This is a genomic window from Bacillus sp. DHT2, from assembly GCF_026241455.1.
GTDB classification, from domain to species: domain Bacteria; phylum Bacillota; class Bacilli; order Bacillales; family Bacillaceae_G; genus Bacillus_A; species Bacillus_A pseudomycoides.
In genome coordinates this window covers 44,661-59,278 of record NZ_JAPHWH010000019.1, presented here as the reverse complement: position 1 = coordinate 59,278, position 14,618 = coordinate 44,661, and the positions used below count along the sequence as shown (strand labels likewise).

At 38.2% G+C, this 14,618-nt stretch carries 21 protein-coding genes; 2 read left to right on the top strand and 19 right to left on the bottom strand.

Annotation, left to right across the window (positions count from 1 at the left end; translation table 11 throughout):
• Positions 1 to 183: 183 nt before the first annotated feature.
• Entirely contained in the window at positions 184 to 402 is a 219-nt protein-coding gene (locus tag ORL93_RS27855) for a hypothetical protein (protein ID WP_006093093.1), read from the bottom strand.
• 397 nt (positions 403 to 799) lie between these two features.
• Here ORL93_RS27855 and pdaB point away from each other — a divergent pair, with 397 nt between their 5' ends.
• Positions 800 to 1,564, top strand: coding sequence for a polysaccharide deacetylase family sporulation protein PdaB (gene pdaB, locus ORL93_RS27850; RefSeq protein ID WP_265960092.1), 765 nt, complete (start codon positions 800 to 802; stop codon positions 1,562 to 1,564).
• 213 nt (positions 1,565 to 1,777) lie between these two features.
• Here the strand turns inward: pdaB and ORL93_RS27845 are convergent, their stop codons facing one another.
• Positions 1,778 to 2,392: a KinB-signaling pathway activation protein gene (locus ORL93_RS27845; protein ID WP_097795638.1), complete on the bottom strand. Its 615-nt coding sequence runs from the start codon at positions 2,390 to 2,392 to the stop codon at positions 1,778 to 1,780.
• Between the two features lie 138 nt (positions 2,393 to 2,530).
• On the opposite strand from ORL93_RS27845, the gene gerD reads away from it, so the two are divergent.
• Positions 2,531 to 3,151 carry a spore germination lipoprotein GerD gene (gerD, locus tag ORL93_RS27840; RefSeq protein ID WP_003205520.1) on the top strand — a complete coding sequence of 207 codons (621 nt, stop codon included), beginning with the start codon at positions 2,531 to 2,533 and terminating at the stop codon, positions 3,149 to 3,151.
• Between the two features lie 71 nt (positions 3,152 to 3,222).
• Here gerD and ORL93_RS27835 read toward each other — a convergent pair whose 3' ends face one another.
• The 17 genes from ORL93_RS27835 to ORL93_RS27755 all read right to left on the bottom strand — a co-directional run bounded on the left by ORL93_RS27835 (position 3,223) and on the right by ORL93_RS27755 (position 14,572).
• Positions 3,223 to 4,290, bottom strand: a complete 1,068-nt coding sequence (locus ORL93_RS27835; RefSeq protein ID WP_018783612.1) for an Mrp/NBP35 family ATP-binding protein — start codon at positions 4,288 to 4,290, stop codon at positions 3,223 to 3,225.
• 148 nt (positions 4,291 to 4,438) lie between these two features.
• Positions 4,439 to 5,152, bottom strand: a complete 714-nt coding sequence (gene cwlD, locus ORL93_RS27830; protein ID WP_265960091.1) for an N-acetylmuramoyl-L-alanine amidase CwlD — start codon at positions 5,150 to 5,152, stop codon at positions 4,439 to 4,441.
• A 66-nt stretch (positions 5,153 to 5,218) separates the two neighbouring features.
• Positions 5,219 to 5,647 carry a DUF2521 family protein gene (locus tag ORL93_RS27825; RefSeq protein WP_003194397.1) on the bottom strand — a complete coding sequence of 143 codons (429 nt, stop codon included), beginning with the start codon at positions 5,645 to 5,647 and terminating at the stop codon, positions 5,219 to 5,221.
• 412 nt (positions 5,648 to 6,059) lie between these two features.
• Positions 6,060 to 6,452, bottom strand: coding sequence for a 30S ribosomal protein S9 (gene rpsI / locus ORL93_RS27820; protein ID WP_000079986.1), 393 nt, complete (start codon positions 6,450 to 6,452; stop codon positions 6,060 to 6,062).
• A 21-nt stretch (positions 6,453 to 6,473) separates the two neighbouring features.
• Positions 6,474 to 6,911, bottom strand: coding sequence for a 50S ribosomal protein L13 (gene rplM, locus ORL93_RS27815; protein WP_001260793.1), 438 nt, complete (start codon positions 6,909 to 6,911; stop codon positions 6,474 to 6,476).
• Between the two features lie 152 nt (positions 6,912 to 7,063).
• Entirely contained in the window at positions 7,064 to 7,807 is a 744-nt protein-coding gene (gene truA, locus ORL93_RS27810; protein ID WP_097795648.1) for a tRNA pseudouridine(38-40) synthase TruA, read from the bottom strand.
• A 14-nt stretch (positions 7,808 to 7,821) separates the two neighbouring features.
• Complete coding sequence (locus tag ORL93_RS27805; protein WP_033795814.1) at positions 7,822 to 8,616, bottom strand: energy-coupling factor transporter transmembrane component T family protein; 795 nt, start codon at positions 8,614 to 8,616, stop codon at positions 7,822 to 7,824.
• Positions 8,604 to 9,485 (bottom strand): energy-coupling factor ABC transporter ATP-binding protein, encoded by an 882-nt coding sequence (locus ORL93_RS27800; protein WP_097795640.1) that lies wholly within the window; start codon positions 9,483 to 9,485, stop codon positions 8,604 to 8,606. The genes ORL93_RS27805 and ORL93_RS27800 overlap by 13 nt, the downstream gene beginning before the upstream one ends.
• On the bottom strand, positions 9,461 to 10,303 hold the full coding sequence (locus ORL93_RS27795; RefSeq protein ID WP_003194387.1) for an energy-coupling factor ABC transporter ATP-binding protein: 843 nt from the start codon (positions 10,301 to 10,303) through the stop codon (positions 9,461 to 9,463). The genes ORL93_RS27800 and ORL93_RS27795 overlap by 25 nt, the downstream gene beginning before the upstream one ends.
• 111 nt (positions 10,304 to 10,414) lie before the next feature.
• Positions 10,415 to 10,777, bottom strand: a complete 363-nt coding sequence (gene rplQ, locus ORL93_RS27790; protein WP_000331491.1) for a 50S ribosomal protein L17 — start codon at positions 10,775 to 10,777, stop codon at positions 10,415 to 10,417.
• A 35-nt stretch (positions 10,778 to 10,812) separates the two neighbouring features.
• Entirely contained in the window at positions 10,813 to 11,757 is a 945-nt protein-coding gene (locus tag ORL93_RS27785) for a DNA-directed RNA polymerase subunit alpha (RefSeq protein WP_000569645.1), read from the bottom strand.
• Positions 11,758 to 11,938: 181 nt separating this feature from the next.
• The gene (gene rpsK / locus ORL93_RS27780; RefSeq protein WP_003194384.1) at positions 11,939 to 12,328 is read right to left on the bottom strand and encodes a 30S ribosomal protein S11; all 390 of its coding nucleotides are present in this window, start codon (positions 12,326 to 12,328) and stop codon (positions 11,939 to 11,941) included.
• Between the two features lie 24 nt (positions 12,329 to 12,352).
• A complete protein-coding gene (gene rpsM, locus ORL93_RS27775; RefSeq protein ID WP_003194382.1) occupies positions 12,353 to 12,718 on the bottom strand; it encodes a 30S ribosomal protein S13 in 366 nt (121 codons plus the stop codon).
• A 21-nt stretch (positions 12,719 to 12,739) separates the two neighbouring features.
• Positions 12,740 to 12,853, bottom strand: coding sequence for a 50S ribosomal protein L36 (gene rpmJ / locus ORL93_RS27770; RefSeq protein WP_000868344.1), 114 nt, complete (start codon positions 12,851 to 12,853; stop codon positions 12,740 to 12,742).
• A 35-nt stretch (positions 12,854 to 12,888) separates the two neighbouring features.
• Positions 12,889 to 13,107 (bottom strand): translation initiation factor IF-1, encoded by a 219-nt coding sequence (gene infA / locus ORL93_RS27765; protein ID WP_001029884.1) that lies wholly within the window; start codon positions 13,105 to 13,107, stop codon positions 12,889 to 12,891.
• A gap of 68 nt (positions 13,108 to 13,175) precedes the next feature.
• A complete protein-coding gene (gene map, locus ORL93_RS27760; protein WP_018767342.1) occupies positions 13,176 to 13,922 on the bottom strand; it encodes a type I methionyl aminopeptidase in 747 nt (248 codons plus the stop codon).
• Entirely contained in the window at positions 13,922 to 14,572 is a 651-nt protein-coding gene (locus ORL93_RS27755; RefSeq protein ID WP_003194378.1) for an adenylate kinase, read from the bottom strand. The genes map and ORL93_RS27755 overlap by 1 nt, the downstream gene beginning before the upstream one ends.
• Positions 14,573 to 14,618 lie beyond the last annotated feature (46 nt).

Below are 14,618 nucleotides of genomic sequence, written 5' to 3'. Positions count from 1 at the left end.
CACGTTGTTTGTTTCGTTCAGTTTTCAAAGAACTTGTTTGCCGCTCATTTGCGACTTCCTTATGTTAACATCTTCGTTTTTCGATGTCAACTAAGTTTTTTAATTTCTTTTTTCGCTTTCTGCTGTTCCGCATCAGCGACGGTTATTAATTTATCATATATTAACTACTTGAGTCAACACTTTTTAATAAAAAATTCTTTTTCTTACATAACGGATGCATTCTTCTGCATTTGCTACTCTTCTAAATAAACAAAAGAGAATTTTATATCGTTCTTCCATTGTCTTTTTTACGACATCATGTATTCGCTCGTCTGCAAAATCAAATAAAAGCTCATCCAGCTCTCTCTTCAATACATATTCTATTTCTTTCTGTTCTTCTTTTGTAATCATAATCCCAAGCAAACTATCACCTCAACAATTACTCATATGCCTATATAAATACAAATTAAAAAAACCACATAAACTCTAATCTTTAGGTGGAAGAGAACATCCGGTCATGCATAGGAGCGATCAGACCCTCTTTCCGCGTCCTATGCCAAATTAAAACAAAGAGAGAAACGAGTGTAGATCACCCTTTGTTCTTCCTAGCAGCGACTTATATGTTAGAAAATCAAAACATATATATAAAATAACGTAATATATTCATCAACTCTAATGACGAATGCATCACCACCAAAATTACAATTCATACTATATTGTCCATTATATCCATTTCCTACGATATTAATCGTTCAGTTCTCTTTTCAACTTTTTGAGCATATAAGTAACTGAAAAGGATTGGACAAAGGGGCGGAGTATTATGTTGTTCTTTTTTATAACAAGTAAACGTAAATTTAAGCACATTAGTTTAATTATTATACTGTCCTTGTTTACAGCATGGCTTCTTTTTTTTAAGACATATTCTCATCAATCGGCTTTTTCAACTGCAACTGGTCCAAAAGTCATTTACAAAGGCGATACCGCAAAAAAACAAGTTGCGTTAACATTCGATATTAGCTGGGGAGATAAAAAAGCAGTTCCTATTCTTGATACTTTAAAAGAAAGAGAAATTAAAAATGCGACTTTCTTCCTTTCTGCAGCATGGGCAGAAAGACACCCCGATATTGTCGAACGGATTATACAGGATGGTCACGAAATTGGCAGTATGGGATATAACTATACATCTTATACTTCTTTGGAGGTGAACGAAATGCGAAGAGACCTTTTACGTTCGCAAGATGTATTTACAAAGCTTGGCATAAAACAAGTCAAGCTCTTGCGGCCTCCTAGTGGGGAATTTAATAAAACAGTTCTCAAAGTAGCAGAGTCTCTTGGATATACTGTTGTACACTGGAGTAATAATTCAAACGACTGGAAAAACCCTGGTGTAAATAAAATTGTATCAACAGTTGCTAACAATCTACGAGGTGGAGACATCGTTTTATTACACGCTTCCGATTCGGCACTTCAAACAAATAAATCTCTACCGCTGCTCCTGCAAAAATTAAAAAGCGATGGCTATGAGCAAGTATCTGTATCACAGCTTATTTCTAACACAAGTGCAAGAAGTAATGACATAAAGTAAAAGTTTAATCAGTGGGAATTCTCCCCGCTGATTATTAGCCCTCACCAATCGGGCTTTTATGGACCGTTCATCTTGCACCTAACCTCTTTAATTCCGCTGAATTTTGAGGTGGAAGTGTTACTGTCCGCAAATAGCAGGATAAAAATCCCCCATACTAAAAAGGATACAGCACCCCATACGAAAGGTGCTGTATCCTTTTTCACTCGTATATTGTTAACTAACTGACTTACTTCTTTGTCCTATTAAACGATGTAATATGAGTAACTGATATGCATTACACAATAAAAGTGGTATAACCATCAAATATAACCAATCAGTATCATTAATCCGAAGCGCCGGTACCCATTCAAGGATTGTTACGACGACCATAAAGAATAAAGCCGGTATAAACGCTTTTTTATTCGTCTCTTTACTCTTTATATAGGCTACAAGTGCTCCAAATAAAAACAACATTCCTGCTACAAGAATATTATTCCCAAACGAAACGTCTCCATTTGCAACGAGTACCGATCTTAAATAAACAAAATCAAAAAGTACAAATGCAATGAAAAAGAGCTGAACTGCGTTCCAAAGAGCAGACGATCGGAACATTCCTAGTCCAAAACGATGAACTGTTAAATACGCAAAAAAGCCCATTTGACTAATTACACTAAAAATAAAACCAACGCCAAGTAACCAAAAAGAAATCATTAGAATTTCTTCACCGTCGAAATTTTGAAAAAATTTAGCGTACTTGTCCCATCCTAAAATAAAACCAATAAGGATTGTACTAATCCCCCCAAGTAGCAACGTCGTTAAAAATAGTCGTACCCATTTTCGGCTATTCACAACACATCCCCCATTATTGATATATTTCTACTTAAATTGTATCAATGACAATTTCAAAAAGCTAGCCATGAACATGTATAAATTCCTCTAAGATATTTATATTAAAAAAGAGAACTGTGTTGAAAGGAGCTCCAGCTAATGAAACGGATGCTGCTCGTTTTAGTTTCTTCACTTCTTTTTACTGTACTTGTCGCATGTGCACAAGGAAAAGAAGCGAAATCTGAATTAGATTACGATCAAACAAAAAAAATGATTGTCGATATTTTAAAAACCGATCAAGGAAAGAAAGCAATTCAAGATGTATTAACAGATGAGAAAATGAAACAAGCACTTATATTGGATGAAACTGTGGTCAAAAAAACGATTGAAGATGCGATGGTATCCGAAAAAGGGCAGCAGCTTTGGGAAAAACTATTTAAAGACCCAGAGTTTTCAGCGAAATTCGCAAAAAGTATCAGTAAAGAACAAACAGCCTTAATGAAAACTCTATTAAAAGACCCTGAATATCAAGCAGGCGTTATAGAAATTATGAAAAATCCCGAAGTAGAGAAGATGATGCTACAAACAATGAAAAGCAAAGAGTATCGTCAATATTTACAACAAGTATTAACAGAGTCCGCTGAAAGTCCACTCTTCCAAACTAAGATAATTGATATCATTAGCAAAGGTATTGAAAAAGCCGAAAAGAGCGGCGGCTCTGAAAAAAAAGAATCTGGCGGAGAAGGCGGTTCAAAAGGCGGAAGCAAAGAACAAAAATAAAACAACTCCTTGCACATAGGAAATTCCCCATCACCACATACAGGATGGGGAATTTTTCTACTTGCATAAATTTATTTTTGTTTAACTGATGTTCTATCAATAACTTGCTCAGCTATCGTCCGATAGATGACACCCGTTTTATGTGTATCCTCGTATACCGATGGCGCAAAATCTTCTTTATTCCAATCTGGTTGTTGAAGTGGAATTCGTCCTAATACATCTGTTTGTAATTCTGCGGCTAACTTATCTCCTCCGCCTTTTCCAAACACATACTCTTTCTCACCGGTTACTTTACTCTCGAAGTAAGCCATATTTTCAACAACCCCAAGAATACTATGTTCAGTACGAAGCGCCATAGCACCTGCACGAGCTGCAACAAATGCCGCTGTTGGATGAGGCGTTGTTACAATAATTTCTTTACAAGATGGTAGCATTGAGTGAACATCTAAAGCCACATCCCCTGTACCTGGTGGCAAGTCTAATACTAAATAGTCTAAATCGCCCCATTCCACCTCTGTAAAAAAGTGATTTAACATTTTACCAAGCATTGGCCCTCTCCAAATAACAGGAGCATTGTCTTCTACAAAGAAGCCCATTGAAATTACTTTTACCCCTAAGCGCTCCACTGGAATAATTTTATCGCCTCTTACGATTGGACGTTTTTCGATTCCCATCATATCAGGTACACTAAAGCCATATATATCAGCGTCAATAATACCAACTTTCTTTCCTAAACGAGCTAATGAAATCGCAAGGTTTACAGAAACCGTTGATTTACCAACTCCGCCTTTTCCACTTGCAACTGCTAAAAATGTTGTTTTAGAATGCTCTGATAATAAAGATTGACTTTCTTTCTCTTCTTGCGGTGGCGCAAACTGCGCTAGCTCTTCCTCTGTAAATTCAGCGAAACGCAAACCAACCGTTGCCGCTCCAAGTTCTTTCACAAGCTTCACAATAGTAGCCTGCAATTGCATTTGTTCAGCAGTCCCTGTTTTTACAATTGCAATTTTAACACTGACATGCTCTTTCTCAGGCTTTATATTTACCTCTTTAATTGCATTTGTTTCTTTTAATGTTTTATGTAGAAATGGATCATTAATCCCTTCAAGCGCCTCCACTACTTGCTCTTTCGTTACCATAATCAGCCCAGCCCCCTGTATGAAAAATAAAGTCATGTTAAATAAATTGGGTTTATTTATTTTCATTTCCAAAATAAATGCGTTTACATTTCCAGTATAACATATTTTCCGAAAACTTCGTTAACGAGAGGAACTCAAAAAAACCTCCTTACTCAGGAGGATTTCCTTTTTCCGTAAAATAACGTAGTATTCCCCGGTATATCGCAGCTGCAACCTTTTGCTGATACTTCTCTGAATTTAACATATATCGTTCATTTACATTCGATAAAAAACCAGCCTCAACTAAAGCACCTGGTGTTTTTGCATACTTAAGTAAATAAACACGGGAGATTGTTTTAGCTGAGCGGTTCGTATTTTCTAGGCTAGTTCGCAATTCAGCCTGTATAAACTTTGCTGCACGCTCATTTTCAATTAAAGACCGATAATAAAACGTTTGTGCTCCCTTCGAACTACTGCTAGGCAAAGCATTTAAGTGAACACTCACAAAAAAGTCTACATCCGGCTTATTAATAATCTGTACACGTTTTTTGAGATCTTCTGCTTTGCGCCTACTATATGACTTTGTGTCTTTATCAGCTAGATCATAATCTCCCTCTCGCGTTAAAATAACTAAAGCACCTTGTTCTTGCAAATAGTCTTGTACCATTTTTGTAATTTCAAGCGTAATGTCTTTTTCTACAATATCTTTACCACCAACCGCCCCTCCATCTGGTCCACCATGTCCGGCATCTAATACAATTACTTTTCCAGATAAGGGTAAATTCCAAGCTCTCCACGATTTTGTAATTTGAAATTCTTGTTTTACCAAGAAAAACAGTACAACCGCAGCAAGCATAAAAGAGATAATTCGAATTCTCTTCATACCTTTCCTCCTCCAGCTAGTCCCTCTAATTACTTATATGGGACAAGAGGAAAGTTTATGCTTTTCTTAATGCAGCTTTAAACGATATCTTCTTTCACCCTTTTCATACCCTTCGCGCCACCATGAACTAATAAACTGTTCACAGGACTCATACAGCAACTCCTTATCGTTTGATTCTATCTCCCGCATGGTCATGCTTGTTAAAAATTGAAACAACATTTCTGTTAATTGCTGCTCCTCTTCTAAAGCTCTATATTTCACATCAAAAAAAGATTCACCATAATAGCCAAATTTGCTATATCTTGCTCCTAATAAGTACGATTCAATTCCAAGTTCAATACAATAATCCTCGTACTGTCTGTGCAGCTCTTTCATATCGAAGGCATCACGAATATTAGATCTTAATGTTTTTAATGATAGTTCGCGAAGCATCTTCCGTTCATATTTCAACTGCTTTTCTTTTTGTTTTTCTTGTAAGCTAACAATGACATTCATAGCACTTATAAACCTCCCTAATACGTATTAGTCTAAACTTCTAAAGATGAAGCATACGTAAGAAGGCAGCACTAAAATATTCCAAGCAATAATAAGGGGACTAAAAATAATTGAGGATAATTATATAAATAAAAAACAATATAAAACCTTTCTCTGCCCCATGCCAACCAAGTTTAAACAAAAAGAACATACGAGTGCAGGTTACCTTTTGTTCTTCATAGCAGTGATTTATATCGTGAAAAATCAAAATGAATTTATCCCGTAAGCTCACGATGGTGGAAGTTTCACTTTATATAGTTCCATTAGGCATATTGAACTCCCCCCACCTTCACTTCGTTTAGAGGAGGGGGTCTTACTGGTTGAAATAATAAAAAACCCCAGCCAATAGACTGGGGTTTGAAGTTCGCAAAAATTAACGTTTTGAGAACTGAGGTGCACGACGTGCGCCTTTAAGACCGTATTTTTTACGCTCTTTCATACGTGCGTCACGAGTTAATAGACCTGCACGTTTTAATGTTAGACGGTATTCTGGATCAGCTTTTAATAAAGCGCGAGAGATACCGTGACGAATAGCACCAGCTTGACCAGTGTATCCACCACCATTTACGTTTACAAGTACATCGTAGTTACCTAAAGTTTCTGTTGCAACTAGAGGTTGTTTCACTACTTCACGTAATGCAGCAAATGGGATATAGTTTTCAAAATCACGACCGTTAATGATAACGCGTCCTTCGCCTGGAACTAGGCGTACGCGTGCTACTGAACTCTTACGACGTCCAGTACCATAGTATTGTACCTGTGCCAATGTAAGCCCTCCTTTAATTAATTATCCGCGAAGTTCGTAAACTTCTGGTTTTTGTGCTTGGTGTGGATGCTCAGCTCCAGCATACACATTTAATTTTTTAGACACTTGACGTCCTAAACGTCCTTTTGGAAGCATGCCTTTAATTGCAAGCTCTAACATTTGTACAGGGTAGTTTGTACGCATTTCTAGAGCTGTTCTTTGTTTAAGTCCACCTGGGTGGTTAGTGTGACGGTAGTAAATTTTATCGTTTAATTTATTACCTGTTAAATGAATTTTCTCAGCGTTAATAATAATTACATGATCACCCGTGTCAACGTGTGGTGTAAATGTTGGTTTGTTTTTACCACGTAAAATGGATGCTACTTCACTAGCAAGGCGACCTAAAGTTTGACCTTCAGCGTCAACCACATACCATTTACGCTCAACTTCGTTAGCTTTTGCCATAAAAGTCGTACGCATGTGTTTCCCTCCTCGTTATCTTTTCCATAGAAAAAATCTATTGTTTATCTTAAACACGATTTCCTTCCGGGGCTAATCGTGGTTTTAGAAACAATACCATATGTTATGATATCCTTTTGAGTTTCTAATGTCAAGCAAATGTTACACCAGGATTAGTTGTTATAGTTTACCTGCCATAAATAAAGCCCGTGCCCTGGCACCATCTTCCCGGCAAAATGACGATCTTGTTTTTTTAAAATCTCTGGAATGCTGTCAGGAACCATCTTTCCTTGTCCTATGCTAAGTAGTGTACCAACAATAATTCGAACCATATTATATAAAAATCCATTACCTACAAAACGAAAAATTAACTCATCATCTTGTTCCATTAAATCTATTTCATAAATTGTTCGCACTTTATCCTTTTTGTCAGTTTTTGCCGAACAAAACGAAGTGAAATCATGTGTTCCAATAAAATAAGGAATTGCTTTTCTTATAGATTCTATCTCAAGCGGATATGGATACTGGTATACGTAATTTCTACGGAATACATCAGCATTTTTAGATAATAATACACGGTAGCGATATTCTTTTCTCTCAACACCATAGCGTGCATGAAAATCTTCTGTTTTTTTCTCTACTTGCCTGACAACTATATCGTCTGGCAGCATCGTATTTAAGGCATTCATCCATTGCCATTCTTCAAGAGACAACGGTGTGTCAAAATGAATAACCTGTCCTCTTGCATGAACAGTAGAATCTGTTCGTCCTGATGCCTGAACACGAACAAGCTCTCCTTTATGCAACTTTTGCAGAGCTTTCTCTATTTCTTGTTGAACAGTACGATGCTGCGGTTGAATTTGATAACCGCAAAAATTGATGCCATCATATGCAACTGTACATTTTATTCTTTCCATTTCTCTATTCTCCATTACGATCGCACCCATGCTAGAATACATGCTAAACAAAGTAAACTTACTATCGTTAACGTATCGCTTGTTTTCCAGCGTAGCTGCCTAAATTTAGAACGTCCCTCACCACTTTGATACCCACGCGCTTCCATTGCAATCGCTAAGTCCTCAGCACGCTTAAAAGCACTAATAAAAAGCGGTACAAGCAAAGAAATAACCGCCTTTAATCGATCCTTTATCGGCCCACCAGAAAAATCAATACCACGGGATGCTTGTGCTTTCATAATTTTACTCGTCTCATCCATTAATGTTGGAATAAAACGAAGAGAAATAGACATCATCAATGCAATTTCATGAACAGGAACCTTTATACGCTTTAATGGCTTTAACAATGTTTCCATACCATCAGTAATTTCAATTGGTGTTGTTGTTAACGTTAATAATGTCGTCATTAAAATGATGACAAAGAAGCGTATAGAAATATATATCCCTTGCTCTAATCCCTTTTCATGTATCGAAAACCAACCAAGCTGAAGCAGTACATCCCCTTCTTTATTTGTAAAAATATGCAGAAAAAAGGTAAACAGAAAAATCCATAAGATTGGTTTTAAGCCCGAAAGTACATAACGAATCGGCACTTTTGCAAAAAATAAAGCAATGAGTGCATATAAAAATAAAAGTCCATATGAAATCGCATTATTTGCTAAAAAGACAACAAATACATATAAAAAGACAATCAACAGCTTCGCACGTGGATCAAGTTGATGAATGAGTGACCTACCTGGAATATATCTCCCAATAATCAACTGCTGCATGATTCATGACCACCTTTTCGTAACACCTGTACAACTTCATGAGTAAGATCCTCTAAAGATAAGGTAGCCTTCGGAATCGAAATACCAAACTTCTCTTCAATTGCACGTTTATACTTTAAAGACATTGGAAGATCCACGCCGATTTGTTCTAACTCATCTGCATGTAAAAATACTTCCTCTGCTGTTCCTTGCAAAAAGACCGTTCCTTTATGCATAACCACAATTTGATCCGCATATTTAGCAGCATCCTCCATATTATGGGTAACAAGGATTACTGTAAGCCCCTGTTCCTTATGAAGCTTATAAAACATCTCCATAAGCTCCTGCTGTCCTTTAGGATCAAGCCCTGCTGTGGGTTCATCTAATACAAGCACTTCCGGCTCCATCGCAAGTACGCCTGCTATTGCAACACGTCTCATTTGTCCACCACTTAACTCAAACGGCGAACGCGCTAATAGCTCTGGATCCAATCCTACAATCTCAATTGCATCCCTTGCCTTTTGTCTTGCTTCTTCTTCCGATACTCCGAAATTTGAGGGTCCAAAACAAATATCTTTCTCAACTGTTTCTTCAAATAACTGATGCTCTGGAAATTGAAAGACAACCCCTACTTTTTTTCGTAGCGGCTTTAATTTCTTTTCTTTCTTTTGTGAGGAAATCAAATGCTTCCCGATTTGGACCGTGCCATTTGTCGGCTGCAATAAACCATTTAAATGTTGAATCATCGTCGATTTGCCGGAACCAGTATGACCGATAATGGCATAATACCCCCCACTTGGAAACGACACGTTTACATCATAAAGCGCGCGTCTTTCAAATGGAGTTTTATATTGATAACGATGCTCTACTGTTTGGAATGTAATCTCCAAAGTTCGTTCACCAAGCTTTCCATTGTAAGATGCGTATTTTGCAGTGGAATTTCATTTCTTTTTAATAATTCTGCTATTTTCACTGAGAATGGTACATCTAATCCGATTTCCCTAAGCATATGAGAGGACTTGAAAATTTGCTCTGGCGTACCTACCTCTAATATTTCTCCCTGATTCAAAATGATAACACGGTCTGACTGTGCAGCTTCTTCCAAATCATGCGTAATCGATAACACGGTAATACCTTTTGTATCCACAAGCTTCCTCACCGTTTCAATTACTTCACGTCGTCCTTGTGGATCTAACATCGATGTTGCTTCATCCAATATTAAAATAGATGGTTGCAATGCTAGCACACCTGCAATTGCAACACGTTGCTTTTGTCCACCAGATAACGAATGAGGCTCTTCATTAAGAAACTCTTCCATTCGGACCATCTGCAGCGCTTGATTCATCCGTTCTACCATCTGTTCCCGAGGCATCCCGATATTTTCAAGACCAAATACAACATCATCCTGCACTGTTGTCCCGACAAATTGATTATCTGGATTTTGAAATACCATACCTATTTGCTTTCGAATATCCCATACCGTTTCTTCAGATAAAGTCATTGTATCATTTACAACAATCGTGCCTGATTCCGGTAAAAATAAACCATTTAATAATTTTGCAAGTGTAGACTTTCCTGAACCATTTTGTCCAATTACAGAAACCCATTCTCCCTCATATAAAGAGAATGATACGTCTTTTAGCGCATAAGAAGTTGCCCCGGGATATTGAAATGATATATTTTGCGTGCGAAGTTTCTCTTTTTTCAATGCAAGGCACCCTCTCTCATTACTTCATCAAGTTAGCCTATTTTCTATATTTAAAAAAAAAGGGCCACGACCAGTTACTTGAAAAGAACTGTCCTGCCCTTTTAATTATCATTATACTAACTCGATAATTACCATTGGTGCTGCGTCTCCGCGACGTGGACCAATTTTTGCAATACGAGTGTATCCGCCTTGACGCTCAGCATAGCGTGGAGCTACATCAGCGAATAATTTTTGAAGTGCATCTTGACCAGTCTCAGCATTAGCAACTTCATTGCGGATGAAAGATGCAGCTTGACGGCGAGCATGAAGATCTCCGCGTTTACCTAAAGTGATCATTTTTTCCACTACAGAACGAAGTTCTTTTGCACGAGTTTCTGTCGTTTGGATGCGCTCGTTGATAATTAAATCTGTAGCTAAGTCACGTAACATAGCTTTACGTTGCGCACTTGTACGGCCTAATTTTCTGTATGCCATTCGTAGTTCCCTCCTTTGTTGATGAGATTAAATCCTCAGTCGTCTTTACGTAAGCCTAAACCTAATTCCTCAAGCTTATGCTTAACTTCTTCTAAGGATTTACGTCCTAAGTTACGAACTTTCATCATATCTTCTTCTGTTTTGTTCGCAAGCTCTTGTACAGTATTAATTCCTGCACGTTTTAAGCAATTATAAGAACGAACAGAAAGATCAAGTTCTTCAATAGTCATTTCTAGAACTTTTTCTTTTTGATCTTCTTCCTTCTCGACCATAATCTCAGCATTTTGTGCTTCATCAGTTAAACCAACGAAGATATTTAAATGCTCAGTTAAGATTTTGGCACCTAAAGAGATAGCTTCTTTTGGCCCGATGCTTCCATCCGTCCATACATCAAGCGTAAGCTTATCATAATTTGCCACTTGTCCGACACGTGTCTTTTCCACTTGGTAAGTCACACGTGATACTGGAGTATAAATAGAATCAATAGGAATAACTCCTATTGGTTGATCTTCGCTTTTATTTGCATCAGCTGGCGTATACCCACGGCCACGCTTTGCAGTTAAACGCACGCGGAAATGCGCATCTTTTGCTAACGTCGCAATGTATAAATCTGGATTTAAGATTTCAACATCACTATCGTGAGTAATATCAGCAGCTGTGACAATACCTTCGCCCTGTACATCGATTTCCAACGTCTTCTCTTCTTCAGAGTAGATTTTAAGAGCTAACTTTTTCAAGTTTAAGATGATCGTCGTAACGTCCTCTACTACGCCCTCAACTGTTGAAAATTCGTGTAATACGCCATCAATTTGGATAGCAGTTACAGCGGCACCAGGGAGTGAGGATAAAAGAATACGACGTAAGGAGTTACCCAAAGTAGTACCATATCCACGCTCAAGCGGTTCAATCACGAATTTACCATATTTAGCATCTTCGTTAAGTTCAACCGTTTCGATTTTCGGTTTTTCAATTTCAATCATTAACTAAACCCTCCTTCAAAACGTCGAAACCTCGGCTAAACAAAGGAAAAAACCTCTGTCTAACCGAAAGTCCCCCTTAGGCAGTTCCCGATTGTGCACAACAAGCGATGTTTCTGTACGAAATTTCTCGATAATGCATCATATCCATTATAGACAAAAGGGAAAATTCTATACAGAAAAATTAAACACGACGACGTTTTGGCGGACGACATCCATTATGAGGAACTGGAGTAACATCTCTGATTGCTGTTACTTCTAGACCTGCAGCTTGAAGAGCACGAATTGCAGCTTCACGACCAGCACCAGGACCTTTTACAGTAACCTCTAAAGTTTTTAAACCATGCTCCATTGCAACTTTAGCAGCAGTTTCAGCAGCCATTTGCGCAGCGAATGGAGTAGATTTACGAGATCCACGGAAACCAAGTGCACCAGCACTAGACCAAGAAAGTGCGTTACCGTGAGTATCTGTAAGTGTTACGATTGTGTTGTTGAAAGTAGAACGAATATGAGCAATACCAGCTTCAATATTCTTTTTCACACGTTTTTTACGAGTGTTTGTTTTACGTGCCATTGTTAGTTCAACCTCCTTTACTTATTATTTCTTTTTATTTGCTACTGTACGACGTGGACCTTTACGCGTACGAGCATTATTTTTAGAATTTTGACCACGAACTGGTAAACCACGACGGTGACGAAGACCACGGTAAGAACCGATCTCCATTAGACGTTTAATGTTAAGAGAAACTTCACGACGAAGGTCTCCCTCAACTTTAACGCGGTCTACGATGTCACGGATACGTCCTAATTCGTCTTCCGTTAAATCACGAACTCGTGTTTCTTCAGAAACACCAGCTTCAGCAAGAATTTTTTCAGCAGTTGTGCGACCAATGCCGAATACGTAAGTTAAAGAAATAACAACGCGCTTGTCACGAGGAATATCTACACCTGCGATACGTGCCATTCCGAATGCACCTCCTTCTGATTAACCTTGTTTTTGTTTATGTTTAGGGTTTTCACAAATAACCATTACTTTTCCACGTCTACGAATAACTTTACATTTTTCGCAGATTGGTTTAACTGACGGTCTTACTTTCATGTCTCGAACCTCCTTAAAGATTACGGAGTGCTATATTATTTAAAACGGTACGTAATACGACCACGATTTAAATCGTACGGAGATAATTCTACCGTAACTTTGTCTCCTGGTAAAATCCGAATGAAGTTCATACGGATTTTACCAGAAACGTGAGCCAATACGACATGCCCATTCTCTAATTCTACTTTGAACATAGCATTTGGCAACGTTTCAAGAACGGTACCTTCGACTTCAATTACATCATCTTTAGCCATTCAATAGTTCTCCCTTCTTCAAATCAGTAACATTTTACACTGCTCTGAAATCCCGGAGAGCCAGCTACTTATAAAGTGGTAAGGATTTCGTATCCTGCTTCTGTAAGAGCAATCGTGTGCTCAAAATGTGCACACCATTTACCATCTACCGTTACCACTGTCCAGTCATCAGATAGTGTTTTTACATATCGTCTTCCTTGGTTCACCATCGGTTCGACACAGATGACCATTCCCGGCTTTAATCTAGGACCTTTATTTGGTGGACCGTAGTGCGGGATCTGAGGGTCCTCATGTAAGTCTTGCCCGATTCCGTGACCAACATACTCCCTAACGATCGAGAATCCATTATCTTCAGCATACGTTTGAACTGCATGTGAAACATTTGATAATCTCACGCCTGGTTTTATTTGTTCTAGACCAAGATACAACGATTTTTCTGTGACATCAAGTAGCTTTTGAACAGATTCAGAAATGTTTCCTACTGGATACGTCCACGCAGAATCTCCATGGTACCCATTGTATTTCGCACCAATATCGATACTGATGATATCACCTTCTTGGAGCTTGCGCTTACCTGGAATCCCATGTACAAGCTCTTCATTTACAGAAGCACAGATGCTTCCCGGAAATCCGTTGTATCCTTTAAAAGATGGTGTAGCACCATATTTTCGAATCGTCTTTTCCGCTATTTGATCGAGCTCTTTCGTTGTAATTCCTGGAGTAATATGCTTTTTCAACTCTTGATGAGTTAAAGCAACGATCTTGCCAGCTTCTCGCATGATTTCTATCTCGCGAGGAGTTTTGCAAATGATCATTACGCTAAGTCTCCAATGAGAACATCAATATCAGCAAATACCTTATTGATATCTTGCTCACCATTAATGCTTTGTAAGTAACCAAGCTCTTCATAGAAATCAAGCAAAGGTTTTGTTTGCTTAATATTTACCTCTAAACGATTCGCTACAGTTTCTTCATTGTCATCAGAGCGTTGATATAATTCGCCACCACATTTATCGCACACGTCAGCTTTTGCTGGCGGATTGAATTCTAAGTGGTAAGTCGCACCGCACTCTTTACAAATACGACGGCCTGTAAGACGTTTTAATAGCAATCCTGAATCCACATTAATGTTTAAAACATAGTCGATTTTTTTGCCAAGATCTTTCATAATCTCTTCAAGTGCAGATGCCTGTGCAACTGTTCGTGGGAAACCATCTAGTAAGAAGCCTTTTACACAGTCTTCTTGACTTAAACGTTCACGAACAATTCCGATTGTAACTTCATCTGGAACAAGCGCACCTTTATCAATAAAGGACTTTGCTTGTAAACCAAGTTCAGTTTCAGCCTTCATAGCTGCACGGAACATATCTCCTGTTGAGATGTGAGGGATGTTATACTTGGCAACAATCTGTTCGGCTTGTGTACCTTTACCAGCACCAGGAAGCCCCATTAAAATTAAGTTCATCCTTGTTCCCCCTCAATACATGAGCATGTAGGGAAGACAATTCTTC